22 protein-coding genes and 3 tRNA genes are annotated in these 23,360 nt (G+C 66.3%); 6 read left to right on the plus strand and 19 right to left on the minus strand.

Annotated elements, in window-relative coordinates; all coding sequences use genetic code 11:
- Positions 1-53 precede the first annotated feature (53 nt).
- From lpxK to AC5P9L_RS02060, 7 genes are read right to left on the minus strand one after another with little or no spacing between them, the layout of a single operon-like run.
- The gene (gene lpxK / locus AC5P9L_RS02030; protein ID WP_049397614.1) at positions 54-1,073 is read right to left on the minus strand and encodes a tetraacyldisaccharide 4'-kinase; all 1,020 of its coding nucleotides are present in this window, start codon (positions 1,071-1,073) and stop codon (positions 54-56) included.
- A complete protein-coding gene (msbA, locus tag AC5P9L_RS02035) occupies positions 1,073-2,821 on the minus strand; it encodes a lipid A export permease/ATP-binding protein MsbA (protein WP_005412820.1) in 1,749 nt (582 codons plus the stop codon). Before msbA ends, lpxK begins: the two co-directional genes overlap by 1 nt.
- The gene (locus AC5P9L_RS02040; protein ID WP_004152323.1) at positions 2,818-3,240 is read right to left on the minus strand and encodes an ExbD/TolR family protein; all 423 of its coding nucleotides are present in this window, start codon (positions 3,238-3,240) and stop codon (positions 2,818-2,820) included. Before AC5P9L_RS02040 ends, msbA begins: the two co-directional genes overlap by 4 nt.
- A 3-nt stretch (positions 3,241-3,243) precedes the next feature.
- Entirely contained in the window at positions 3,244-3,906 is a 663-nt protein-coding gene (locus tag AC5P9L_RS02045; RefSeq protein WP_005412819.1) for a MotA/TolQ/ExbB proton channel family protein, read from the minus strand.
- Positions 3,907-3,909: 3 nt separating this feature from the next.
- The gene (locus AC5P9L_RS02050; protein WP_049417678.1) at positions 3,910-6,309 is read right to left on the minus strand and encodes a DNA internalization-related competence protein ComEC/Rec2; all 2,400 of its coding nucleotides are present in this window, start codon (positions 6,307-6,309) and stop codon (positions 3,910-3,912) included.
- A gap of 59 nt (positions 6,310-6,368) precedes the next feature.
- Positions 6,369-7,712 (minus strand): sensor histidine kinase, encoded by a 1,344-nt coding sequence (locus tag AC5P9L_RS02055; RefSeq protein ID WP_049397611.1) that lies wholly within the window; start codon positions 7,710-7,712, stop codon positions 6,369-6,371.
- A gap of 1 nt (position 7,713) precedes the next feature.
- Entirely contained in the window at positions 7,714-8,385 is a 672-nt protein-coding gene (locus AC5P9L_RS02060) for a response regulator transcription factor (protein WP_005408870.1), read from the minus strand.
- A gap of 145 nt (positions 8,386-8,530) precedes the next feature.
- Here AC5P9L_RS02060 and AC5P9L_RS02065 point away from each other — a divergent pair, with 145 nt between their 5' ends.
- Positions 8,531-9,298, plus strand: a complete 768-nt coding sequence (locus tag AC5P9L_RS02065; protein WP_495230533.1) for a MipA/OmpV family protein — start codon at positions 8,531-8,533, stop codon at positions 9,296-9,298.
- Positions 9,299-9,328: 30 nt separating this feature from the next.
- Positions 9,329-9,613: a hypothetical protein gene (locus AC5P9L_RS02070; RefSeq protein WP_005408868.1), complete on the plus strand. Its 285-nt coding sequence runs from the start codon at positions 9,329-9,331 to the stop codon at positions 9,611-9,613.
- A 42-nt stretch (positions 9,614-9,655) separates the two neighbouring features.
- Here the strand turns inward: AC5P9L_RS02070 and AC5P9L_RS02075 are convergent, their stop codons facing one another.
- Positions 9,656-9,796 carry a hypothetical protein gene (locus AC5P9L_RS02075; RefSeq protein WP_005408867.1) on the minus strand — a complete coding sequence of 47 codons (141 nt, stop codon included), beginning with the start codon at positions 9,794-9,796 and terminating at the stop codon, positions 9,656-9,658.
- 162 nt (positions 9,797-9,958) lie between these two features.
- Between AC5P9L_RS02075 and AC5P9L_RS02080 the strand changes: the two genes are divergently transcribed.
- The 3 genes from AC5P9L_RS02080 to AC5P9L_RS02090 all read left to right on the plus strand — a co-directional run bounded on the left by AC5P9L_RS02080 (position 9,959) and on the right by AC5P9L_RS02090 (position 11,419).
- On the plus strand, positions 9,959-10,528 hold the full coding sequence (locus AC5P9L_RS02080) for a TlpA family protein disulfide reductase (RefSeq protein WP_005408866.1): 570 nt from the start codon (positions 9,959-9,961) through the stop codon (positions 10,526-10,528).
- Positions 10,529-10,640: 112 nt separating this feature from the next.
- The gene (locus AC5P9L_RS02085) at positions 10,641-10,829 is read left to right on the plus strand and encodes a hypothetical protein (protein WP_005408865.1); all 189 of its coding nucleotides are present in this window, start codon (positions 10,641-10,643) and stop codon (positions 10,827-10,829) included.
- Positions 10,830-11,086: 257 nt separating this feature from the next.
- On the plus strand, positions 11,087-11,419 hold the full coding sequence (locus tag AC5P9L_RS02090; RefSeq protein ID WP_005408864.1) for a hypothetical protein: 333 nt from the start codon (positions 11,087-11,089) through the stop codon (positions 11,417-11,419).
- 94 nt (positions 11,420-11,513) lie between these two features.
- Here the strand turns inward: AC5P9L_RS02090 and AC5P9L_RS02095 are convergent.
- The 3 genes from AC5P9L_RS02095 to uvrB all read right to left on the minus strand — a co-directional run bounded on the left by AC5P9L_RS02095 (position 11,514) and on the right by uvrB (position 13,893).
- A tRNA-Val gene (locus AC5P9L_RS02095) sits at positions 11,514-11,588 on the minus strand.
- Positions 11,589-11,686: 98 nt separating this feature from the next.
- Positions 11,687-11,761 (minus strand) — tRNA-Val (locus AC5P9L_RS02100).
- Between the two features lie 107 nt (positions 11,762-11,868).
- The gene (gene uvrB, locus AC5P9L_RS02105) at positions 11,869-13,893 is read right to left on the minus strand and encodes an excinuclease ABC subunit UvrB (RefSeq protein WP_005408863.1); all 2,025 of its coding nucleotides are present in this window, start codon (positions 13,891-13,893) and stop codon (positions 11,869-11,871) included.
- 129 nt (positions 13,894-14,022) lie between these two features.
- Here uvrB and AC5P9L_RS02110 point away from each other — a divergent pair, with 129 nt between their 5' ends.
- Positions 14,023-14,559 (plus strand): GspH/FimT family pseudopilin, encoded by a 537-nt coding sequence (locus tag AC5P9L_RS02110; protein ID WP_099470581.1) that lies wholly within the window; start codon positions 14,023-14,025, stop codon positions 14,557-14,559.
- Between the two features lie 48 nt (positions 14,560-14,607).
- Here AC5P9L_RS02110 and AC5P9L_RS02115 read toward each other — a convergent pair.
- The 8 genes from AC5P9L_RS02115 to ppnN all read right to left on the minus strand — a co-directional run bounded on the left by AC5P9L_RS02115 (position 14,608) and on the right by ppnN (position 23,257).
- Positions 14,608-14,684: transfer RNA gene (locus tag AC5P9L_RS02115), tRNA-Asn, on the minus strand.
- A 47-nt stretch (positions 14,685-14,731) separates the two neighbouring features.
- Entirely contained in the window at positions 14,732-15,157 is a 426-nt protein-coding gene (locus AC5P9L_RS02120) for a type IV pilin protein (RefSeq protein WP_062607567.1), read from the minus strand.
- A gap of 13 nt (positions 15,158-15,170) precedes the next feature.
- Positions 15,171-18,992: a pilus assembly protein gene (locus tag AC5P9L_RS02125; protein WP_111118097.1), complete on the minus strand. Its 3,822-nt coding sequence runs from the start codon at positions 18,990-18,992 to the stop codon at positions 15,171-15,173.
- A gap of 11 nt (positions 18,993-19,003) precedes the next feature.
- The gene (locus AC5P9L_RS02130) at positions 19,004-19,525 is read right to left on the minus strand and encodes a pilus assembly PilX family protein (protein WP_005408859.1); all 522 of its coding nucleotides are present in this window, start codon (positions 19,523-19,525) and stop codon (positions 19,004-19,006) included.
- Positions 19,526-19,528: 3 nt separating this feature from the next.
- Positions 19,529-20,698: a PilW family protein gene (locus AC5P9L_RS02135; protein WP_005408858.1), complete on the minus strand. Its 1,170-nt coding sequence runs from the start codon at positions 20,696-20,698 to the stop codon at positions 19,529-19,531.
- Positions 20,695-21,195 (minus strand): type IV pilus modification protein PilV, encoded by a 501-nt coding sequence (gene pilV / locus AC5P9L_RS02140; protein WP_005408857.1) that lies wholly within the window; start codon positions 21,193-21,195, stop codon positions 20,695-20,697. Before pilV ends, AC5P9L_RS02135 begins: the two co-directional genes overlap by 4 nt.
- Positions 21,192-21,707, minus strand: coding sequence for a GspH/FimT family pseudopilin (locus AC5P9L_RS02145; RefSeq protein WP_005408856.1), 516 nt, complete (start codon positions 21,705-21,707; stop codon positions 21,192-21,194). Before AC5P9L_RS02145 ends, pilV begins: the two co-directional genes overlap by 4 nt.
- A 161-nt stretch (positions 21,708-21,868) precedes the next feature.
- On the minus strand, positions 21,869-23,257 hold the full coding sequence (gene ppnN, locus AC5P9L_RS02150; protein ID WP_005408855.1) for a nucleotide 5'-monophosphate nucleosidase PpnN: 1,389 nt from the start codon (positions 23,255-23,257) through the stop codon (positions 21,869-21,871).
- Positions 23,258-23,360 lie beyond the last annotated feature (103 nt).

The raw sequence follows: 23,360 nt of genomic DNA on the forward strand, positions 1-23,360 counted from the left end.
GTTACAATGGGGATGCGGCCGGCGGCACGTGAATGCAAGCGCCGCCGCGCCGCTCAGTTCGGTCGCAGCTTGTCCAGGCGGTCGGTCAGCGCCACCCAGAACGCGGCAGGCAGCTCGGCACGCAACGGCACCGCGTAATGCCAATCGTTGCCGAACGCGCGGCATTTCACCGCATCCTTCTCGGTCATCAGCACCGGCAGCTGGCTGCCGAAGGACAGGTCCTGCGGCTGGTAGGCCTGGTGGTCGGCAAAGGCGTGCGGCACCACGCCGATGCCACGCGCGCGCAGCATGTCGAAGAAGCGCTGCGGATGGGCGATGCCGGCAACCGCATGAACACGCTGGCCCTTGAAGTACGACAACGGGCGCGCGCGGCCACCGGCCAGCGGCTGCGCACTGTCGATGTGCAGGGCCATCGGCCACTGGCCGAAACCGCAGGCCTGTGCCGCGCTTTCCTCATCGGCCTGGCCCAGGTTGACCACGCGGAAATCGCATTCGCCGGCACGGCTGACCGGCTCGCGCAGCGGGCCGGCGGGAATCATCCGGCCGTTGCCGTAGCGCCGCTGGGCATCGACCACTTCGATCTCGATGTCGCGCGCCAGCCGGTAGTGCTGCAGGCCGTCATCGCAGACGATCACGTCGCAGCCGGCCTGGATCAGTGCCTTGCCTGCGGCCACGCGGTCAGCGTCCACGCGCACCGGTACGCCGGTCTTCCAGGCGATCAGCACCGGTTCGTCACCGCCCTTGGCGGTCGGCGTGTCGGCCTGCACCCACAGCGGCTTGTCAGCGTCTTCACGGCCATAGCCACGGCTGGCGACGCCCGGCTTCCAGCCGGCCGCACGCAGGCGCTCGACCAGGGCGATGGTCAGCGGCGTCTTGCCGGTGCCGCCGGCGGTGATGTTGCCAACCACGATGACCGGCACCGGCAGCGCGTAGCGCTTGCGCCATCCACGCCGGTAGGCACGGCGGCGCAGCGCGGTGACGCCGGCATACAGCGGCGCCAGCAGGCGCATCGCCCACGGAACCGGGCTGCCGTCGTACCAGTACGGCGGGGTCTGGGTACCCTTGCCAGCCATCAGTCCTGCCTTTCGCGGAACTGCATGCTGTGCAGATGCTGGTACAGGCCACCCATGGCAAGCAGCTCCTTGTGGGTACCCCGTTCAACGATGCGGCCGTGGTCCATCACCAGCACCTGATCGGCATGCTCGATGGTCGACAGGCGGTGCGCGATGACCAGCGTGGTGCGTTCGGGCATCAGGCGCTGCAGCGCATCCTGCACCAGTCGCTCGGATTCGTTGTCCAGCGCGGCAGTGGCTTCGTCGAGGATCAGGATCGGGGCGTCACGCAGGATCGCGCGGGCGATCGCCAGGCGCTGGCGCTGGCCGCCGGACAGCAGCGCGCCGTTCTCGCCGACCGGGGTCTGCAGCTGCTGCGGCATGCGCGCGATGAACTCCCACGCATTGGCCGCTTCGGCCGCCGCACGGATCTGTTCCTCGCTCGCTTCCATGCCATAGGCGATGTTGGCCGCGATGGTGTCATCGAACAGCATGACCTTCTGCCCGACCATCGCCACCTGCCGACGCAGGTCGGCCAACGGATAGTCATCCAGCGCGACGCCATCGAGGGTGATCACACCACCGCTGGGCTCATAGAAGCGCGGCACCAGCCGGATCAGGCTGGTCTTGCCACTGCCGGAACGACCCACGATGGCGGTGACCGTGCCGGGCTTGGCAACGAAACTGATGTCGTCCAGGGCAATGCCGCTGTCCTCGCGGTAGCGCAGCATGACGTGGTCGAAGGCCAGTTCGCCGCGTACGCGCTGCACGCTGTTGCGGCCCTCGTCACGCTCGACCTGCATGTCGAGGATGCCGAACAGGCGCTCTGCGGCGGCCACGCCGCGCGAGATCGAGGTCTGCACGCTGGTCAGGCGGCGCAGCGAAGGAATGATGGCCATCATCGAGGTCATCAGGCCCATGAACTGGCCGGCGTTGAGGCGACCGGCCAGCGCTTCACGCGTCGACACCCAGACAATCACCGCCAGCGCCAGCGCGGCCAGGAACTGCACCACGCTGGAGGCGGCAGCACGGGTGACTTCCACCTTCATGTTCAGCGACAGCATGCGGTTGGCCAGGCGCGAGTAGCGCGAGATCTCATGCTGCTGGGTGCCGTGCACCTTCACTTCCTGCTGCGCCGCCAGCGACTGTTCGGCGGTCTGCGCCATCGAACCCATACCATCCTGGATGCCACGGCTGATGCGGCGGTAGCGCTTGCCCACGTAGGACACGATCACGCCGATCAGCGGTACCACCACCAGCATCGCCACGGTGACCTTCACGCTCATCTGCAGCATTACCGCCAGCATGGCGATGATGGTCAGGGTGTCGGCCACCACGGTCTTGAGTGCGTCGGCACTGGCCTGGGTGACCTGTTCGGTATCGAAGTTCAGGCGGCTGACCATCACCGGCGTCGCTTCGGTATCAAAATGCGAGGACGGCAGGTGCAGGTACTTGGCCAGCACCTGTTCGCGCAGGTCGCGCACCACGCTGCGACCAGTCTTGGCCAGCGCGTAGTCGCTCACCCAGGTGGCGACGCTGCGCATCAGGAACAGGCCCAGGATGGTCAGCGGCAGGATCACCGCCATGCGCGGTTCCGGGTTGACGAAACCGCGGTTGACCAGCGGCTCCATCAACTTGGTGAAGTGGTAGCCCGCCAGGGCTTCGACCACCATGGCGATGACCGCGGCCACCATGAACACCCAATAGGCGCGGGTGTACCCCAGCAGACGTTTGTAGATCGGCCACACCGGCGCGTGATTGGAACTCATGGACGCACCTCGGGTGCTGTTGCAATGGCAATACGGCGGAAGCCGAGCTGACCCAGCGCGTCCTGCGCGGTCACCACGGCCTGGTAGGGAGTGCGTGCGTCGGCACGCAGCAGCACGGTCTGCTCGCGATCGCTGCCGGCCACGGCGGCGATGGTCTGCTTGACCGACTCTACGTCGCTGCGCAGCACTTCCTGGTCGTTGATGAAGTAACGGCCTTCGGCGTTGATCAGCACGCTGAGCGAGCGCGGCGGCTCGTTGGTCTGCTGCTGGCTGGCGGTCGGCAACTGCACCTGCAGCGTCGAACGCGCGTCGAAGGTGGTGGTGACCACGAAGAAGATGATCAGCACCAGGATGACGTCGATCAGCGGCACCAGGTCGATATGCGGCTCATCCTGGGATCGGTCGTTGCCGATACGCATCGATCAGGCCTTCGCCGTGGCGGCGCCGGACTGGCGCGCGGCCGGGGCCGGGTTCATCACCCCGGGGCGGCCGTCGAGTGTATCCAGCAGGGCGCTGGCTTCCTGCTCCATCTCCACCACGTAGCCGTGGATGCGGCCCTTGAAGTAGCGATGGAACATCAGCGCCGGAATCGCCACGATCATGCCGGTGGCGGTGCACACCAGCGCCTTGCCGATGCCGCCGGCCAGCTGGTTCACGTCGCCCACGCCGTGGTCGAGGATGCCCAGGAACATCTGGATCATGCCGATCACCGTGCCGAGCAGGCCCAGCAGCGGGCCGGCCGAGGCAATGGTGCCCAGTGCGTTCAGGAATCGCTCCATGCGGTGTACCAGGTGGCGGCCGGTGTCTTCGATGCGCTCGCGGATCTGGTCGCGCGGGCGGTTGCGGGCTTCCAGAGCGGCAGCCAGCAGCGCGCCCAGCGGCGAGTTCGCCCGCAGGGTCTGCAGGTGGGCCGGGTCGAGCTTGCCGCGAGCGGCCCAGTTGCGCACTTCCTGGCCGAGGCCGGGCGGCAGCACTTCAGTCCGCCGAAGGGACCAGAAACGCTCCAGGATGATCGCCAAAGCCAGTACGCCCAACAGCAGCAGCGGCACCATCGGCCAGCCACCGGCCTTGACCAGTTCCCACACGTTTCAACCCTCCGGCCCAACGGCCGCTTGTTCGATCGGCGATAGGATAGCAGCCGACCGCGCCCGCCCAGCGGCATCCCACCACCGGGATGCATGGATGCGCTGTTCACGCAGCTGCAGGCCTTGTGCGCCAAGCCATACGCGGATCGCCCCGGAGTCGGCCGTGGCCAGCACCTCCGCGCCTTGCGCCTGCCAGCGCTGGACCACCTCCTGGCGCGGGTGGCCGAAGCGGTTCCGGTGCCCGGCCGAGACCACCGCCAGCCGCGGCGCCACCGCCGCAACCCACGGCGCACTGGAGCTGCCGCCGCTGCCATGGTGCGGCACCAGTACCACGTCCGCCCTCAGCGCGTGCGGATACGCCTGCAGCAGCGCCCCCTCGGCCGGTCGACCGATGTCACCCGGCAGCAGGACCACGCCGTGACGGCTGGCGATGCGCAGCACGCAGCTGTCCTCGTTTTCGGCTTGCCGGCCGCCCGGCGCCGGGTGCAGGACCTGGAAATCAACCCCGTCCCACTTCCAGCGCATCCCCTGCTGGCAGGGCGTGGCGCCGCCGATGGTGCTGCCCGGTGGCGCCAGCAGCTGCAGCCCGGGCAACTGCCGTCGCAGGCTGGGCAGGCTGCCGGTGTGATCCAGGTGGTCATGGCTGAGCATCACCTGCCGGGGCGGCCCCTGGCCGAGCGCGCGCAGGGCCGGGACCAGGATGCGTTCGTTGCCCTCGCCGCCAGTCGGCGGCCCCACGTCGTACCAGAGCGCGTGCCGCGCCGTGCGCACCAGCACCGCCGTGCCCTGGCCGACATCGTGCACCAGCAGCTCCAGTTCCCCCGCGGCCGGTGCATGCCGGGCCGGCCACAGCAGCGGCAGGCACAGCAGCAGGCCCGCCAGGCCACCGCCGGCGCCGCGCGGCAGCAGCCACCAGAACACGCCCAGCAAGGCCACGGGTAGCGCCCAGCGCGGCGCCTCGGCCAGCCACCACATCGCCTGCGGATGCAGTGCCAACGGCTGCAGGGCCTCCCAGCTGAGCTCGAACAGCCAGGCCGCGGCACGCCAGGCCCAACGCCCCGCGCCGTCATGCAGCACGTGCAGGCCGGTACCGAGCAGCGACAGCGGAACAACCAGCATTGTCCACCACGGGATGATCGGCAGGTTGACCAGCGGCCCCAGCCGCGCCGTCCCGCCGAACAAGGCGATGCACAGCGGCAGCAGCCCAAGGCTGGCAACACCCTGCGCGGCAAGGAACCCGCGCAGCCCGCCACCGATTCCCTCCGGCCCCGTCCTCGGCAGGCACCAGAGCAGCCACAGCACGCCACCGAAGCTCAGCCAGAATCCAGCCGAGAGCACCGACAGCGGCGCAGGCAACAGCATCACCATCGCGGCCAACGCCAGCCCCTGCCCTGCGCCCACCGGGCGACGCCCGGCCCTGGCCAGTGCGACCAGCCCGATCATCAGCGCTGCGCGCACCGTCGGCAGCGCACCACCCGCCGCCACGGCATAGGTGGCTGCGGCCAGCGCCGCTCCCCATGCGGCGGCCTGCGGCCGTGGCCAGTACCGTCCCAGCAGCGGGCACAGCCACCACCACAAGCGGCACAGCAGTACACCGAAGCCAGCCACCACGCCCACGTGGAAACCGGAGATGGCGACCAGATGGGTCAGGCCCAGCGCGCGCAGGTGTTCCCAGTCGGCATCGGACAGGCCACGGGTATCGCCCAGTGCCAGCGCCTGCACGAACCGCGCGGCAGGATGTGCCACCTGCACGGCGATCGCCGCACTGCTGCGTTCCCGCCAGGCCTGCAGGCCCTGCGCCGGCAGCCACTCCCGCGCACGGGCCGGATCACGCACCGAGGCATTGCCGGAGATGCCCCGCAGCACGGCGTGGCGCTCGCCATCGAAGCCGCCGGGATTGATCCGCGAGCGTGGCGCGCGCACGCGCAGCGACAACTGCCAATGCGATCCTGCGCGAACCGCATGGCGCTCGCCCTCCGCCTCGTGCGCCGGCGATCCGCGCCACGGATCGTTCCAGGTCACCTGCAGGCGCTTGCCACGCAGCGATGGCAGCGCGCCGGCATCTTCGACATGCAGCACGAAACGCGTGTAGCCGGGCCCCTGCTGGGGAAGGTCGGCAACCCGGCCCCGCACCTGCACATCCTGCGGTGGCGCGCCGGGTGGCAGCTGGCCATGCAGGACCCAGTGCCCGTGCACCGTTGCCCAGGCCAGGCCGAGCAGGGCCGCGGCCCAGGCACGGCCGCGCCAGGGCAACAGCCAGCCGCCGGCGCCGGCGATCGCCATCAGCACACTCAGCCACAGCGGCAGCAACATCGGCATCTGCACGCAGGCCAGCGCCCCCAGCACCAGGCCTGCAGCGCAGCCAAAGCCAAACAGGGCCGGGGCGGATCGATCGGGAACCATTTCCCCAGCCTGCCGCTGGAGGCCGCAGGCTGCCTATCGGGCCTTTCCCCGTGCGCCTGTCAGCGCCGTACGGTACCGCGGTGGAAATTGACTCTGAAGCTGGCGCCGCCGCCAGCCGCTTCGCCAACGCTGACCGAGCCACCGTGGTGCTGCACGATTTCCTTCACCAGGTGCAGGCCCAGGCCACTGCCGCTGCCGGCTGCACGCAGGCGGTGGAAGGGCTCGAAGATCGCTTCGCGGTCGCCGACCGGAATGCCGGCGCCCTGGTCGCTGACCTCCAGCAGGCCGCGTGCATCGAGGCGCACGCAGATCGTGCCGCGCCCGCCGCCATGGACGATGGCGTTGTGCACCAGGTTGGCGATCACCCGCCCCAGCGCCAGGCTGTCGCCATGGATCCACACGGGCGACTCCGGCGCATCCACCTCGAAGCCATAACCGGCGCCGACCACCAGCGGCGCCAGATCGGCGGCCGCCTCGCGCACCAGCAACGCCAGGTCCAGCCGCTGCAGCGCGCCGACATTGCGATCGAGACGCTGCAGGTCGAGCAGGTGCTCAGCCACGTTGCCGAGGCGGGCGACGTCGGTCAGCAACTGCGATTTCAGTTCACCCTGCGGCAGCTGCGACAGGCGCGCCTGCACCACCGCGATCGGTACGCGCAGCTCATGCGCGGCATCGGCGAGGAACTTGTCGCGCGCTGCATAGCCCTGCTGCACCTTGTCGATCGCATCGTTGAACGCTTCCACCAGTGGTGCGACCTCGGTGGACACCAGCTGCGCATCCAGGCGCGCGCCCGGCTGGCCGATGTCCAGTTCCTTGGCCTGCTGCGCGGAGCGGCGCACGCCGCGCATCGCGCGATGGATCACCGTCGGCATCACCAGCAGCGTGATCACGATCAACGGCAGGAAGAACCACAGGCCGATCAGGCGCAGCACCATCAGCGCGCCATCCAGCAACCCACCCTTCGGAGCACCACCGACCATCACCGTGATGCGGCGTCCATCCTCGTTGCGGATCATCACCCGCGCCACGTCCAGATAGGGTGGCACCAGTGAACCCAGTTCGGTGGCGCCCACTGTCGGCAAGCGTGCCAGCAATGGCGCGTGGACCGCAGGAATCGTGCCGCGCTCCAGCCACGTGCCCCTGTCATCAACCGCCGCGAACCAGAGGTTGCCGCCGGCCCCGGCATTGAGCTTGTCCCAGCGCGCCTGGTCCAGTTCCAGCCGGCCGCCTTCGCTGTGCACGGCTTTGGCCACCGCCTCGGCCGTGAACATGTCCATGCCCCAGGAGTCCTTGTCACCCCAGGTCAGGATCAGCGCGACCACCGCGAACAGTACGGTGAACGCCTGCGCAAGGAACAGGCGCCAGGCCAGGCCCAGGGTGATGGAACGGATCGGGCGTGCCATCTCAGGCCTCCGCCAGCAGGTAGCCGACGCCGCGGATCACATGGATCTCCACGCCGGCCCCGGCCTGTTGCAGCGCCTTGCGCAGCTTGGAGATATGCGCGTCCAGTGCATTGGACTGGATCTCGTCATCGAAGCCGTACACCGCCGCCTCCAGTGCACTGCGGGTGACGGTACGCCCCTGCCGCATCGCCAGCGCCTGCAGCACCAGCACCTGGCGCCGGGGCAGCGCCAGCAGCTGGCCATCGACCTGCGCCTGCAGCGATTCGAAATCGAACTCCAGCCGGCCCAGTCGCAAGCGTGGTGTCACCATTGCCGAGGGCCGTCGCGAGACCGCACGGATGCGCGCCATCAGTTCCTCGATCGCCACCGGCTTGACCAGATAGTCATCGGCGCCGACATCCAGGCCCTCGACCTTGTCCGACAGCGTGCCCTTGGCCGTCAGCATGATCACCGCCAGGTTCGGACGCAGGGCCCGCGCAACGGCAACGAAGCCAGCGCCATCGCCATCAGGCAACTGGCGGTCGAGCAGCATCAGCTGGTGCACCGGTTCGCGCAGCGCGATGGCCGCTTCGGCCAGGCAACCAACCACATCGGCGACCACGCCCTGCCGCTCCAGCCCCGATTGCAGGGCACGGGACAGGTCAGGATCGTCTTCGACCAGGAGGATGCGCATCGGGGGCTCGGCTACCGGAAACGGTGCCGATCATAGTGCCTGGCGCCCACTTTTTCCGCTTCGGCCTGGCGGATGCGCCGACGCAATGTTCTGACAATGTTGCTCCCCCATCATGCGCAGCCATCCTCCGCAACGTCGTTGACCGATGCCGCCACTGCCCTCGACCCTGCTGCGCCCGCTGCTGTTCTCCGCTGCCTTTGGCCTGCCGGTGTTCGCGCAGGCCGCCGACAGCAACCCGGGCGTACAGGCCGGCATCAGTGCTGGCGCGACCTCGGGCGCGTATGCGCACTACGACGTCAAGCCACTGGTGGTCCCGTCCATTGCCTGGCAGGGCCAGCGCTTCTTCGCCAGCCCGGGCTCGCTGGGCATGTACCTCTACAAGCGCGAGGGCCTGCGCCTGTCGGCGGCGGTCACGCCCTACACGCTGCGCTTCAAGACCGACGACGTGAACGATCCGCAGCTGCGCCGGCTGCACAGCCGGCAGATGTCCGCCATGGCCGGCATCAATGGTGAATACAGCGCCGACTGGGGCATCGTCGAGGCCAGCGTGATGCGCGAGGTCACCGGGCACGGAGGTGGCATGGAGTCGCGCCTGCACTACAGCTATCCGATCCAGGCGGGTCGCTTCACCTGGGTCCCGAAGGTCGGCGTGGTCCACTCCAGCGCACGCTTGCTGGATTACTACTACGGCATCAGCGATGAGGAAGCGCTGCGCTCGGGACTTGCCGCCTACAACCCGGGCAGCGCGACATCACCGAGCCTGCAGATCGCGGTCAGCACGCCCCTGGGCACGAAGTGGCGCGCGACCGGCGTGGTCGCCAACCAGTGGTTCGGCAATGCAGTAAAGGACAGCCCGATGGCACGACGCGGTACTCAGTCATCGGCCTTCATTTCCCTGATGCGCTCGTTCTGAACGAGCACCCGCTACGGACAAGGACTCCCCATGGCCTCCGTCTCCCCCACCTCCGAAGCACACGCGATCCTGCGAGCCCCCGATCTGGACAGCGCCGAACGCGTCTACCTTGGCCTGATGCCCGACCTTGAGCACGTAAGCGCGCTTGCACGTCGCGCGCTCGGCCAGTCGCGCGTTGCCGACGCAGCCCGGGGATACGCGCTTTCGATGACCCTGGTCGGGCTGCGCCTGCAGGAACTGGAAATGGGCGAGGCCAGCGCGAAAGAGCACCGGCAGGCCACCCTGCGCAGCCTGCGCCAGGCCTTCAGCGCCTGAGCACCGGCCTGCCGCAACGCGGCGGCAGTGCCGCGCCCCCGCTCAGCGGAACGTGGTCCAGGCCAGCACAGCGGACAACAGGGCGACCCAGATCACTGCCTTGAACGTACCTTCCAGCATGTTGCCGCCGAACAGCAGTTCAAAGAACGGATTGGGCCTGGAAACCGGCACATGATCGCTCATCGTTGAAAGATCCTGGGGATGGGTGGAGGGCATGCACGCATGCCTGCGCGGGCACAACTCTAGTACATGCGCTCCGTCGGAGGATGTGCCGGGAACATCCGCTTAACAACCTGCGCGCCAGTTCGGGTATGTTCGACCCAACGCTGTGTTCAAGGATGATCGATGCTCAAGCGCGTCCTGTTCCCCGTTGTCGCCCTGCTGCTGTCCGTGCTGGTCATCGCGCTCGGATGGCAGAACCGCCAGCTGCGGCAGATCAATGAGCAGATGGCCACGCAGCTGCAGGACATGCGTCTTGCAGCACATGGCCTCGAACTGGGTAGTCGCCCGGATGCGCTGGCGCTGCGCACCACGCAGCAGACCTTCGTCGATATCGGCGGTGCCCGCGAGGTTCCGCAGATCCTCTATTTCTTCTCCACCGCATGCCGCTACTGCCTGGCCTCGGTACCGCAGCTGCAACAGATCGCTGCGGCCCGCGGCAACAGCGAACTGGTCGGTGTCGGCATGCCGCCATACGACCAGCTGGCGGACTACGCCGGCAAACATGCACTGCGCTTCCCGATCGCCATCGACAACGAAGCCGCCGCGTCCACGCGCTATCGCGCCACCGTCACGCCGATGCTGATGGTGCTGGCTGCCGATGGCCGCGTTGCCTACAAGCATGTCGGCCAGCTCGACGCCCAGGTCGTGCAGGCTGCCGTCGCGTCGCTCGCACCGAAGCCGGCGCTGCCCTGATCCCGCGTGCCGCGCATTGCGTCGCGGCCCCCTGTTACCGCATTCGCGCCACAACCGGCACTCCCGTGCCTTCGGCAACTGCAACTCCACAACGCCAACCAAGGAGATACACATGATCGGAAAGAAAGTGCTTTCGTCCGTCGCCGGTATCGTCGTTGTCGCGGCCATGGCCTTCGGCGCCAGCCAGGCCTTCGCCGTCTCGCCCAAGACCGGATATGCACCGGGCTGCGAACCACACCCGCAGTGCCCGTTCGGCAACGCGGGCAAGCACGGCCAGCTGCTGTGCTGCGATCCGTTGTAACCGGATCCGTGCATGGGGTCGGCATCGCTGACCTGCCACACCCGCCGCGGAGCTGAGCCAGCGCCGCGGCCATGACCGGGCCACCCCGCAGTGGCCCACCACGCCGGGCCGCCTTGAAGCGCGGCCCGGCACTTCCTGGCCCGGATTCATCCTTCCCGCAGCGACTTGGCGGGCGCTTTTCCGGCTTTCGTCGCATACCGGTTTCACAGTGCGGGGGGCAGTGCCACGCTGGACTCCCTTCTCCGGAGCACCGTGCCATGCCGATGCTTGCCCTGCTGCTGTTGTGCGCTGGCCTGTTCGGCCGCGATGCCGACGCCGGGGATGCCTCCCTGCGCAGCCAGATCCTGCAGGCCGACGTCGGGCAGGCGGGCGTGCCCCCGGCACATGACCAGACACCGGAGCCGACGGCCCTGCAGTTGTACCGGTTGCGCCAGGACCGCGTGCTGCGCGTGGGCAACCAGCGCCTGCCTGCAGGCGGCCAGCAGCATCAGGCCGGTTCAGCACGTTTCGCGCAGGTCTGGGAACGCGTGGACGGGCACTGGCGGCTGCAGCGCATGATCAGCATCGACGAATGGGTTGCCCAGCGCTGACCTGGGGCACCGGCGACCGTCGCAAACGAAAAAGCCGGCACAGGGCCGGCTTTCATCGTGATCCACCGCTGCACCGGCAATGCCGGGAGCCAGGTGGTGGGCGGTACAGGGTTCGAACCTGTGACCCCTACCATGTCAAGGTAGTGCTCTACCGCTGAGCTAACCGCCCATCTTGTTCTTGCCGCCCGAAAGCTGGCCCTGCTACGTAAAAACCCGGCGCCAGGGCCGGGCTCTTCAGTTCACGACAGCCTCCTTCCGGAGACTTCGTGGTGGGCGGTACAGGGTTCGAACCTGTGACCCCTACCATGTCAAGGTAGTGCTCTACCGCTGAGCTAACCGCCCGTTTTTGCTTCTGAACGTCCGCGATTGCGTCGGTGCAGGCCGCGTATATTACGGATGCCGGCCGTGAAGCGCAACACTTTTGTGAAGAAGATGCTGCACCGCCGCGTTCAGCCCAGACTCGCTTCCTTCAGCTGCCGGATCTGGTCACGCACCCGTGCGGCATCCTCGAATTCCAGGTCCTTGGCGTGCTGGTACATCTGCTGTTCGAGCGCCTTGAGACGCGCCGCCAGCTGGGCCGGACCGAGCGAACGGTAATCGGCTCCGTCCTCGGCAACACCCGCCCTGCCCTTGCCCTTGCCCTTCTTGGCTTCCTTCTCCGCCGCATCCGAACGCGCACCTTCGAGGACGTCGACGATCGGGCGCGCCACCGAGCGCGGCACGATGCCATGTTCTTCGTTGTACTCGACCTGCTTGGCGCGGCGGCGGTCGGTCTCGTCGATCGCTGCCTGCATCGAGCGGGTCACCTTGTCCGCATACAGGATCGCCTTGCCGCGCACATTGCGGGCGGCGCGGCCGATGGTCTGGATCAGCGAACCGGTGGAGCGCAGGAAGCCTTCCTTGTCGGCGTCGAGGATCGCCACCAGCGACACCTCGGGCATGTCCAGGCCTTCGCGCAGCAGGTTGATGCCCACCAGCACATCGAACTTGCCCAGGCGCAGGTCGCGGATGATCTCCACGCGCTCGACCGTATCCACGTCCGAGTGCAGGTAACGCACGCGGATACCGTGTTCGGTCAGGTATTCGGTGAGGTTCTCGGCCATGCGCTTGGTCAGCGTGGTGACCAGCACTCGGTCACCGGCCTTGATGCGCGCGTTGGCCTCGCTCATCAGGTCGTCGACCTGGGTGCCCACCGGGCGGATCTCCACCACCGGATCGATCAGGCCTGTCGGGCGCACCACCAGCTCGGTGATCTCGTCGCCGGCCTCGCGGTACTCATACGGGCCCGGCGTGGCGGACACGTAGATCGCGCGCGGGCAACGCGCCTCCCATTCCTCGAAACGCAGCGGTCGGTTGTCCAGTGCCGACGGCAGGCGGAATCCGAACTCGACCAGGGTCTCCTTGCGCGAGCGATCGCCCTTGAACATGGCGCCGATCTGCGGAATGGTCACGTGCGATTCGTCGATGACCAGCAGCGCGTCCGGCGGCAGGTAGTCGAACAGCGTCGGTGGCGGCTCGCCGGCGTTCTTGCCGGTCAGGTGCCGCGAGTAGTTCTCGATACCGTTGCAGAACCCGACCTCGGCCATCATCTCGATGTCGAACTGCGTGCGCTGTGCCAGGCGCTGCGCCTCCACCAGCTTGTTTTCCGCGTACAGCTGCTCAAGCCGCTCCTTCAACTCCACCTTGATCGTTTCCACCGCGGCCAGCACGCGCTCGCGGGTAGTGGCGTAGTGGGTCTTGGGGTAGACGGTGAAACGCTGCATGTTGCGCATCGTCTCACCGGTGAGCGGGTCGAACAGGGTGATCTTCTCGACCTCGCCGTCGAACAGCTCGATGCGCAGCGCTTCGCTGTCCGACTCGGCCGGGAACACGTCGATCACTTCGCCACGCACGCGGAACGTGCCGCGCTGCAGCTCGTACTCATTGCGCGTGTACTGCAGCTGGGTCAGGTGATTGATCAGGTCGCGCTGGTCGATGCGCTCACCCTTGGACAGGATCAGGCGCAGCGACAGGTAGTCCTCCGGCGCACCCAGGCCATAGATCGCCGACACCGTGGCCACCACGATCGCATCCGGGCGCGACAGCAGGGTCTTGGTCGCGGCCAGCCGCATCTGCTCGATGTGCTCGTTGATCGAACTGTCCTTCTCGATGAAGGTGTCCGACGAAGGCACGTAGGCCTCCGGCTGGTAGTAGTCGTAGTAGCTGACGAAATACTCGACTGCGTTGTGCGGGAAGAACGCCTTGAACTCACCATACAGCTGCGCCGCCAGCGTCTTGTTCGGTGCCATGATCAGCGTCGGCTTCTGCACGTTCTGGATGACGTTGGCGATGGTGTAGGTCTTGCCCGAGCCGGTGACGCCCAGCAGGGTCTGCTTGGCGATGCCCGCCTCGAAGTTGCTGGTCAGCTTCGCGATGGCATCAGGCTGGTCGCCCGCCGGCGAATACGGCGAGACGAGTTCGAAACGGTCGCTCATGGTGTTGCCAGTTCCCGGGAAGGACAAGTATACGGGGCAAGGGGTGACGGCCGGCTGAGGGCTTTCCGGGCAGGCGGGCGCGGCAGTGCCTGATGGCGGCCGTCCCGCTGCGGCGCGAGGCTTGATGCCATGCATCGCACTCCCGCCCACTGTCGTTCAGCATCACGCGGCATGCATCTGGTCGAGATGCTGGTGGTGATCGCCATCCTTTCCGTTCTGCTGGCCGTGGGCTGGCCGGCCCTGCGCCCGGTGCTGTTGCGGCAACGCGCCGACGCCCTGCAGCTGACCCTGCATGCCAGTCTTTCCAGCGCCAGAAGCGAGGCCCTGAAGCGCCGCGAACTGATCGGGCTGTGCGCCAGCGACGACGGTGAGCAGTGCTCCCGCGACTGGAGCGCAGGGTGGATCATCTATCGCAGCGGCAGGCACCGGGGGACACCAGCATCCGCCCAGGACATCCTGATCCACCATCAAGGCCGGACCGACATCGCCATCGTCGCCCAGGCCAGCGGTGGACGGCCGCTGCTGTTCTTCCAGCCTGACGGGCGCAGTCCCGGTGCCAATCTGACACTGCGCATCTGCGCAGGAGACCGGCTGCATGGCAGGTTGGTCATCAACAACGGCGGCCGCATCCGCAGCGAGCGTGTCGACCGCACCCTTCCCTGCTGACGGGCCAAAACGACAAAAGCCGCGATTTCTCGCGGCTTTTGCAGTATCTGGCGCCCGAAGTTGGACTCGAACCAACGACCCCCTGATTAACAGTCAAGTGCTCTAACCGGCTGAGCTATTCGGGCGGGGAGGCGCATTATACTGGGCGTTCAGAGAAAGATCAACACCTGATTTACCAGCAATCGGAAACCGTGCCGCTGGCCGTTTTGCGGTTGGCCTGGTCCACGCTCAGCGTCCCGCAGCTGTCCTTGGTCTGGTTGCCCTGAGGCGTCGCAGTCAGCGTGAACGAGGACGCCTTGCCATCGAACGTGATCGCGTACCGTGTGGTCCCGCCCTCGCGCGGCGACACCTTGCTGGGCAGCGCGAAGCCCGAGTAGGTGTTGTTCACCGAGTAGTAGCGCTCAGCACGCTGCGCGTATTCCACCAGGTCCGCCTTGGCCACGCCCCGGTGCGACTGGCGGATGTACTGCTGGTACGACGGAACGACAATCGCGGCCAGGATGCCGAGCACGATCACCACGATCATCAGTTCGATGAGGGAGAAACCGTGCTGTTTGCCGGGACGACGCAGGGTACTGGAAAGAGTGTTCAGGCTCATGGGCATGTCTTCGTTACTGGATCTGGCGCCAGGATTGGCGACCGCAGGGATAAGGCACGTACATCGTCGGAGCACCCGCCACGTTGACCGCCATCCAGCAGGCACGTCCGCCTCGATCGGCACCCTTTGCCAGGCGCGGCATCACCGAGACATTGACGTCCTTCACCGGTGCGGTGCCGCCGGTGTCGAGACTCACGCCAGCCGTGCCCGCTCCGTAGGGCGTGCCGGTAATGGACCCGACCCGCGCCTGCTCCAGCGATGCAACACCCGAGATCGGATTGAGGCCAAACAGCCAGTTGCTTCCCTCGGTCGAACAGCCACGGCCACCCGCGGTAGGCATGTAGGTCGGCATGAACACCGTTCCCGACGCCACGGCAGGATTACCAACAAAGCGTTCACCTGCGCCGGGCAGTGCAATGCTCCATCCGCGCGCCGCCCCGGAGAAGGGCGTGGCCGTGACCGTGCGCAACTTGTTGGTGGTGGTCACCGTATAGGCCAGCAGATTGGCGGGCACGATCGTGGCCTCCGGCTGGTCCTTGCTGGTGTCGTTGACACCGTACAGCGACTGCGCGGTGAGATCCTGGGGGTCATTGTCGAAGGAGAAGCTGCCGGTACCCAGCACCAGCATCACGCCACCACCGGGTCCGGTCACGGCGGTCATGCCACCGGTAATCGGCTGGCGATACACCTGGTTGTTGTTGTTGGTCTGGCGCGCCGTGGTGAACACCGGCGTGGTGACCGAGGTCGCCGTGCTTTCCAGGTCGAACTTCCACAGCGCGCCGCGCTGGTCGGCCGCATAGATCGTGTCCGCCAGGCCGTCACGGCCACGTACACGCCCCGTCCCACCGGCGCTGTCGGCGCGCCAACGGTCGACAGCCACGATGTTGCCCAGGCCATTGTCACCGGCGGGTGCAGTTGCTGCGGCCTCGGTAGCAGTGATCATCCGCACCGCGCCCGATCCCAGGTCGACCACGAACAGCACGGCCTTGCGGCTGAGGCTGTTGTAACCGTTGCCGAAGATCGCTTTCCACGCCACCCCGGTCCCTTCCTTCACCGGCACGATCACCGGCTTGCCAAGGACATGGCCGATGTTCGCCTTGATGGTGCTGTCGAGCCCCGGCGCCACGTCACTGATTTCCCACAGGCGATTGCCGGTGCCGAAGCTGGACGGCGTGGTTACATCCAGCGCGAACACCGAGCGCCCACCGGCGCCGGCCGTACCGACCAGTGCCGTGGCCCAGTTGCCACCGATCTGCGCGTCCGCCACCGCGATCGGTCCATCCACGTAGTAGCGATGACGGAAGCGCTGGTCGGACTTGTTGGCCGCCACGTAGGGATACAGCAGGTTGGCCATGTGGCCCAGCGCGGTTCCAGGGATGTAGGCGAAGGTCTCGCTGCCACCGGCACCGTCACTTACGCCATTGCCGTTCATGCCACCGTCGAAGGCATGCAGCATGCCGTCATTGGCACCGACATAGACCATGTAGCGGCCATTGTTGCGCTTGCGGGTCAGATACGTGGCATACGAGGTCGCCATAGCGGTGCTGATGCGCTGGTAGCCATAGTCGTCGCGGGGCGAACTGATCACCGGGCTGGAATTGACGATGTCGCCCAGCACGGTGGTACGGGTGCGATAGATGCCCCCCGAGTTGCGTACTTCGCGCGATGCGTCGCCGCGCAGATAAGCCATGGCCGTGGCGATGTCGCCGCCCAGCTTTTCAGCCTCGGTCGCGGAACAGCGCGCAATGCCCGGATACTGCTTCTCATCCTTGTTGCAGAGGTCGGTGAACGCGATGTTGGTGCTGCTGAAGTCAACTGCAGCGTTGCCCTTGGTGGCAACGATGGTGCGCGAACGCTGCGCCCCCAGTTTCTCCGCCGCTTCCCACACCTGCGTGTACTCGGTCTGCTGCGTCTTGTCGTTCACCGCAAGCGCGGATGCCTTCAGGCGGCTGAACCAATCGGTTTCCTCGTTGGCTACTTCGAACTGGGGCGTGACCGCCAGCGACCCGGTACCGATACGCGCGCCGGTCAGGCCCTGGCTGCCCGAAGGCGCTGGCCCGGAGGTGACCGACGAGAGCACCCGGCGCATGGCCGTGGTGATGTCTGCCGGAGTACGCGCGTTGATGTACTCACCGCGGGTATTGGTCGCGGCGTGCCAGATGTCATCCACGGTGCTGGGGTTGTTGTTCTGACGTGGCGGCCAGTTGTTGTAGATGGCCGAATCGGTATACGGATTCTGCTGTTTGTCCGGATCGAACAGGTTGCCACGCGCACCCAGGGTGATCCCGTAGAAGTTGATATGCAGGTTCTTGTTGCAGTCCAGCGACTTGTCGGTACTGGTCGCGCACTGCTCCGGCACCGGCACATTGCCCTTGGGCATCGCGGTATCGGTGCGCAACGGATTGACGTAATAGTACGCCGCGATATCAGCCATCGTATCCGAGTTGCTGTCCTTGAACGGGGCACCCATGGCACCGTCAATGTTCCCTGGGGTGGGAATCGAACTCGATGGGAACCCGTTGCCGTTGTTGCTATAGCCATCGGTGAACAGCATCACCGCGTTTTTCTGGCAGGAAAGCTTGATGGGGGCCGCATCGTCGGTTCGCATGAACTGCAGGCCGGCCGCATTGACCGCATTTCGGTTGGGCGTACCGCCATTGGCGGTCAGCGCAATCATGTCGCTGTACAGTTTCGCCTTTTGCGAGATCAGGCTCATGTCCTGGATCGCGAGACGCTTCGCATCATCCGACGAGCTGTTGTACTTCAGGAAGTCGTTGATCTTGAAGTAGCCGACATACATGTCGTTGACGTTCAACGCATGCGTCATGCCAGCGATCATCGCGCGGTTTCGGTTACCGTAGTAGGAGTACCAGTTGGCGAAATTCTGGAGCGCGGCGGCATCACCGGATGCGATGACATACTTCCACATGTCACAGCCTGGGCCACAGGCACCCGCAATTCTGGTGCGCTTCACGCCCGCATATGCATTGGTCGTCCCCGGCAGCTGGGGACGGGGGTCCGCATCACTGCTGTAGGGCATGAAGAATGTTGCCGGAACGTACCTGAGAGATGCGTAATCCGCCGAAGTCCAGCTTCGGCCAGCGCTATTGCCATTGCTGTTTTCGCTACCGAATGTATACGTTACGTTCCCCGAGCGATCCTCGTATCGGGTCACATTCGCATAGGCCTGCCCCTGCGGCGCGACCATGCCCTTCTGCATCCGTTGGACATCCCAACTGGATTTACCCAGGTAGCTCGCAGCAAGCGACAGCGAATTACCCGTGTCACGCGGATCAATGAGGGTGGCTGTCGTATTGGCCTGAGGATAGGACACGACCTCTTCCTTGACGATGTTCAGCCAAGGCTCGTACTTGATGTTCGGATCGTAGTACGCCGGATTGTAGGCGGCCGATCGCGCGAACCCGAATACGTCCAGCGCGGGAATGCCGCTGTTGTCGTTGATTCGGGCACCTGGCAGTACATAGAAGTAGTCGCACTCACCCGCGCCATAGATGGGATTTCCATAGCGATCGTAGCCACTGATGATGTCGTCAACGGTGTTCAGTACACCCTTGGATCTGAAGAAGCTCTGCCGGGCATAGTTCCAGCACGCCGTTCCATCCTGCCCTGGGAACTGGGTCTGGAAGGTCATCGAACCCGAATCATCCACCGCCATGATGAATGACGGCGGCGCGGAGACCTTCAGGTTCATCGGGTGCTGCGACAATGTGCCCTGCGCCTGCGCGGCGAACAGGTTCATCGCAAGCCAGGTGCCGCCAGCCACCGCCAGTAACAGCCCGGAGCCGGCCAGGATCTTGATCTTTCGGGTCGCCATGACCGGGTTCCTCAAAGCTTGAAAACAGTGTCGACAGCCGCCGAGGAAGTACCCTCGTTGCTGGTGGCGGCATCGCGATCGGAGCCGAACGCGGTGATCTGGTAGACGCGGGTGGGCTCTTCGCTTTCCGGCGTGCCCATGCCCAGCGTCGATTCGCCCTGGATGCAGGCGTCGATGCGGCGCACGCTGACCACCGGCGCCGCCGACAGTTTCTGCTCTCCCACCCAGCGGGTGGGATCGAAGCCGTCATCGCAGATGCGCTTGATGGCGTCAGCCTTCAACGAGCCGCCGTCGCCGGTATTGTTGTCGATCTCCTCGATCGACCGCTCGGCGTCACGGACCGCCCGCTCGCTGGCCTGGAACGCCACGTTGGCGGCCCGGTAGTTGGAGGACATGCGCTCCTGCATGCTCGCCACCTGCATGCCGACCACGCCGATCAGCGACAGCAGGATCAACAGCATCAGAGCCACGTACAGCACCGCACCGCGCTGCTGCGTACGCCCCTGGAATCGACGGGAGACGGAGGGCTTCATGGGTCAGTTCCCGAACAGTCGGTTGCGCAGTGCCACGGACACCTCGTAGGAGGCACGGTAACGATCGTCGTAGGTCGTGGGCGGATTGAAGCCAACGCCGAGCACGCCCAGCTGGGCCACGGCCGTATTGGCCTGCTCGGCCGCGGCGCGCTGCGGGCTGCGCACCAGCAGTCCAAACTGCACCAGGCCAACCCGTCGCCACGCAGCGACAGCGGCGGCATCGGTACCGGTACTGACCCCGCTGGCAGTCTTCTGGAAGGCGATTACCCCGGTCGGCGGCGCGGTGCTGCTGATCGCCGTCTCGGTATCCTGGCCGTAGAGGAACTGCAGGCTCTCAATGCCCTCCACCAGCTCCTCACCGGTGGCGAACGTGTTGTCGCCAGCGCCACGCGCGCGGTACAGCGCGGGTTCGCCGGCGGTATTCGTTGCCACGTAGTACGCCATCGATTCCACCCGATAGACCATGGTCACCGCGTTGTTGGCCGAATACGCCGAGAGATCGGCTTTGCTGGCCGTGATCGTGCTGCCGGCGATTTTTCCGGCAAACACGTCCACTTTGCTGCAATCGGCCACGGCAAACGCCGAGGGCGTGGTGACGGCACCGGCCGACAGGCGGGCCGCCGCGTCACTGGCGATCGTGATGTCCGGCGAAGTACCGGAGCCGATGGACAGCACCGGCGAGCCTTCCGGCGCAAGGTAGCGCATCACGATGATGTCGCTGCCGCCAAGCGGTTTGGGCTTCAGATTGGTGATCGCCGACGGCGTGCTGCCGGCAGCCCCCCAGCTTGCGCCGAGGGTCAGCTTGTTGCCAGGCGCGGTGCCCTGTGCCTCGTAACCCTGGATCGGCACCGAGAAGTCCATCGGGCTGCCATCACCCGACTTCACGCCGGCAATGTTGACCTTGACACTGTCCTGGGCGCGCACCAGGTGCGCCTGGTCATTCACGCAGCCCATGTGCCCGGCCATCCGGATGTCGCGCTCGAGGAACTCCAACGCGAATCGGGCGTTCTCCTGGGTGCGCGCGACACCTTCGGACAGCTGCGAGGCCGCCCGCGAAGCCATGAAGATCTGGGTCACGCCCAGCATCAGCACCAGGCCGATGACCAGCGAGATCAGCAGTTCAACCAGCGAGAGGCCAGCCGCATGGCTGGCAGCGGAAGGCGCGCGCTTCATAGACGGGTAACCAGGGTGAACGTGGTGATGCTGTCGGGATTGGCTGCGTTCCATCGCTCGTCTCCCCAGCCGATGCCCACCGTGACCAGACCATCATTGACGGTCACGTTGGCGCTGGCCTTGCCTCCCAGCACCTTGACGACCTGGCATTGCCAGCGCGCCACGTTCGCCTTGGAGGCTGTCACGTCGGCACTGTTGGGCCAGGTGCAGGGGCCAGCCGGCGCGGTGACCGAGCCGGCAGTGAAGGAGGCCTTGGTGTATTCGCCACCGTTGAGGGTTTCGCTGCGCTGTACGCGCATCAGCTCGATCAGATCGTAGGCCAGGCTGGTGGCCTGGGTGCGCTGGCTGGCGCTCTGCACGAACCGCACGTTCATGGTCTGCAGCAGCGCAAAGCCAAGCAGGCCGAACGCCAGCACCAGCAGCGCGATCAGCACCTCGATCAGGCTGAAGCCACGACTGCGGGCAGGCCCGCCCATGCCGGAACGACGACGTTTCATTTGCAGGTTCCTGCGGTGGAGCGGACCTGGCCGGAGAACAGGACGGTCAGGGTCCGCATGGGGTCACCCGTCTTGCAGCCTTGCGGCACCAGGCTCACGACCTGGTCGGCGGACGCGCGGCGGCGTCCCTGGGAATCGAAGGTGATGACGGTTGGGCTGGGAGCCTCGACCGCCAGGCTGCTGCTGCCCTTGGAGAAGCGCAGCACGCTTTCGCTGCCGCTGACGGAGCCATCGCCATCGGCGTCGCCCCAGGCCAGCATGCCCTTGCTCCACTCACCATCGCAGGACGTGCCGTTGCTGCTGCCGCACACCCCGCCACCATGGCGGTTGCGGATGGCCTCGCTGCGAGCGAGCGACAACAGACCGATCACCTCGTTGTTCGTGGTGGTCAGCCGGTTCGAGCGCATCGCGGTGCGGAAGCTGGGATAGGAGATGCTGGCCAGAATGACCAGGATGACCAGCGTGATCATCAACTCGACCAGCGTGAAGCCGTTTTGCCGGCGCAAAGACATTGGACGCTCCCCAGCGTGTTGATGGCCACGATGGGCCATCGTCCCGCCACCGGCAAGCGGCGGCAGGATGAACGGTCAATCCAGGGCGACGGGCGTCAAAGCCTTGACGACCCGCACCTTCCCACCCCGGCCGGCGCGATCCCCATCGCACCGGCCCGGGCTCAGGCCAGCACCTGGTAGCAGGGCTGGTATTCGCCGGAGATCTTCATCCGGCGCTGCTCGACGAAAGCGCGCAGCAACGCGTCCAGCGCCTGCATCATGTCCGGGTCGCCATGGATCTGGAACGGTCCGAACTGTTCGATGCGACGCATGCCGTCTTCCTTCACGTTGCCGGCGACGATGCCCGAGAACGCGCGGCGCAGGTCGGCCGCCAGCGCATGCGGCGCACGCCCGTGGTGCAGGTCCAATGCGGCCATCGCCTCGTGGGTGGGCACGAACGGCTGCTGGTACTCCCACGGAATCTCGATCGACCAGTTGAAGAAGAACGAGTCCTTCTGCGCCAGGCGGTGCTCGCGCACGCGCTTGATGCCATTGGCCATCTTCTTCGCCACCGCCACCGGGTCGCCGATGATGATCTCGTAGCGCTCGGCGGCCGCGTCACCCAGGGTCAGGCGGATGAAGCGGTCGATCTGCTCGAAGTACGGCGCCGCCACGGTCGGTCCGGTCAGGATCAGCGGGAACGGCAGGTCCTTGTTTTCCTCGCGCAGCAGGATGCCGAGCAGGTACAGGATCTCCTCGGCGGTCCCGACGCCACCGGCGAACACGATGATGCCGTGGCCGATGCGGACGAAGGCCTCCAGGCGCTTCTCGATGTCCGGCATGATCACCAGGTGGTTGACGATCGGGTTCGGCGACTCGGCGGCGATGATGCCCGGCTCGGTCAGGCCGATGTAGCGCGTCACGGTACGGCGCTGCTTGGCATGTGCGATCGTGGCACCCTTCATCGGACCCTTCATCGCGCCCGGGCCGCAGCCGGTGCAGATGTCCAGGCCGCGCAGTCCCAGTTCATAGCCCACCTGCTTGGTGTACAGATACTCGTCGCGCGAGATCGAGTGGCCGCCCCAGCACACCACCAGGTTCGGGTCACCCGGGTTGAGGATGCGCGCATTGCGCAGCAGGCCGAACACCGCGTTGGTGATGCCCTCGGACGACTCCAGCTCGGCCGCGTAGGCAGGGCCCATCTCGATGGCCATGTAGGCCAGGTCACGCACCACGGCGAACAGCAGTTCGGCAACACCGCGGATGATCTCGCCATCGACGAAGGCCATGGCCGGTGCGTTGACCAGGTCGATGCGCACGCCGCGATCCTGCTGCGCCACCTGGATGTCGAAATCGGGATACAGATCGCGCGCCGCGCGAGGATCGTCAGAGGCACTGCCGCTGGTCAGCACGGCCAGCGCGCAGCGGCGCAGCAGCTCGTGCATGCCGCCGGCAGAGGCATCGCGCAAGCGGGCCACTTCGGCCCGCGACAGCACATCCAGCCCACCGCGCGGGTAGATCCGCGCGTCCTGCACTGGCAGTGCGCGGGCTGATTTTTCGTTCGTGGTCATGTCCAATTTTTTGCTTCCTTCAAGGTTTCCGACTGTACTGCCGCCCCCTTAAAAAGCAAAACGGCCGGGAAGCCCGACCGTTGGATGTGTGCTCCCCGCGTTC

Source organism: Stenotrophomonas sp. YJH_SMC_64 (assembly GCF_059371375.1).

Coding starts and splice junctions, on each gene's coding strand:
- pilV (WP_005408857.1), bottom strand. CDS start 21,195: ATGAAACGTCGTCGTTCCGGCATGGGCGGGCCTGCCCGCAGTCGTGGC.
- AC5P9L_RS02120 (WP_062607567.1), bottom strand. CDS start 15,157: ATGAGCCTGAACACTCTTTCCAGTACCCTGCGTCGTCCCGGCAAACAG.
- AC5P9L_RS02090 (WP_005408864.1), top strand. CDS start 11,087: ATGCCGATGCTTGCCCTGCTGCTGTTGTGCGCTGGCCTGTTCGGCCGC.
- AC5P9L_RS02145 (WP_005408856.1), bottom strand. CDS start 21,707: ATGTCTTTGCGCCGGCAAAACGGCTTCACGCTGGTCGAGTTGATGATC.
- AC5P9L_RS02130 (WP_005408859.1), bottom strand. CDS start 19,525: ATGAAGCCCTCCGTCTCCCGTCGATTCCAGGGGCGTACGCAGCAGCGC.
- AC5P9L_RS02070 (WP_005408868.1), top strand. CDS start 9,329: ATGGCCTCCGTCTCCCCCACCTCCGAAGCACACGCGATCCTGCGAGCC.
- AC5P9L_RS02060 (WP_005408870.1), bottom strand. CDS start 8,385: ATGCGCATCCTCCTGGTCGAAGACGATCCTGACCTGTCCCGTGCCCTG.
- uvrB (WP_005408863.1), bottom strand. CDS start 13,893: ATGAGCGACCGTTTCGAACTCGTCTCGCCGTATTCGCCGGCGGGCGAC.
- AC5P9L_RS02110 (WP_099470581.1), top strand. CDS start 14,023: ATGCATCGCACTCCCGCCCACTGTCGTTCAGCATCACGCGGCATGCAT.
- lpxK (WP_049397614.1), bottom strand. CDS start 1,073: ATGGCTGGCAAGGGTACCCAGACCCCGCCGTACTGGTACGACGGCAGC.
- AC5P9L_RS02075 (WP_005408867.1), bottom strand. CDS start 9,796: ATGAGCGATCATGTGCCGGTTTCCAGGCCCAATCCGTTCTTTGAACTG.
- AC5P9L_RS02065 (WP_495230533.1), top strand. CDS start 8,531: ATGCCGCCACTGCCCTCGACCCTGCTGCGCCCGCTGCTGTTCTCCGCT.
- AC5P9L_RS02050 (WP_049417678.1), bottom strand. CDS start 6,309: ATGGTTCCCGATCGATCCGCCCCGGCCCTGTTTGGCTTTGGCTGCGCT.
- AC5P9L_RS02055 (WP_049397611.1), bottom strand. CDS start 7,712: ATGGCACGCCCGATCCGTTCCATCACCCTGGGCCTGGCCTGGCGCCTG.
- AC5P9L_RS02040 (WP_004152323.1), bottom strand. CDS start 3,240: ATGCGTATCGGCAACGACCGATCCCAGGATGAGCCGCATATCGACCTG.
- AC5P9L_RS02125 (WP_111118097.1), bottom strand. CDS start 18,992: ATGGCGACCCGAAAGATCAAGATCCTGGCCGGCTCCGGGCTGTTACTG.
- AC5P9L_RS02135 (WP_005408858.1), bottom strand. CDS start 20,698: ATGAAGCGCGCGCCTTCCGCTGCCAGCCATGCGGCTGGCCTCTCGCTG.
- msbA (WP_005412820.1), bottom strand. CDS start 2,821: ATGAGTTCCAATCACGCGCCGGTGTGGCCGATCTACAAACGTCTGCTG.
- AC5P9L_RS02080 (WP_005408866.1), top strand. CDS start 9,959: ATGCTCAAGCGCGTCCTGTTCCCCGTTGTCGCCCTGCTGCTGTCCGTG.
- ppnN (WP_005408855.1), bottom strand. CDS start 23,257: ATGACCACGAACGAAAAATCAGCCCGCGCACTGCCAGTGCAGGACGCG.
- AC5P9L_RS02085 (WP_005408865.1), top strand. CDS start 10,641: ATGATCGGAAAGAAAGTGCTTTCGTCCGTCGCCGGTATCGTCGTTGTC.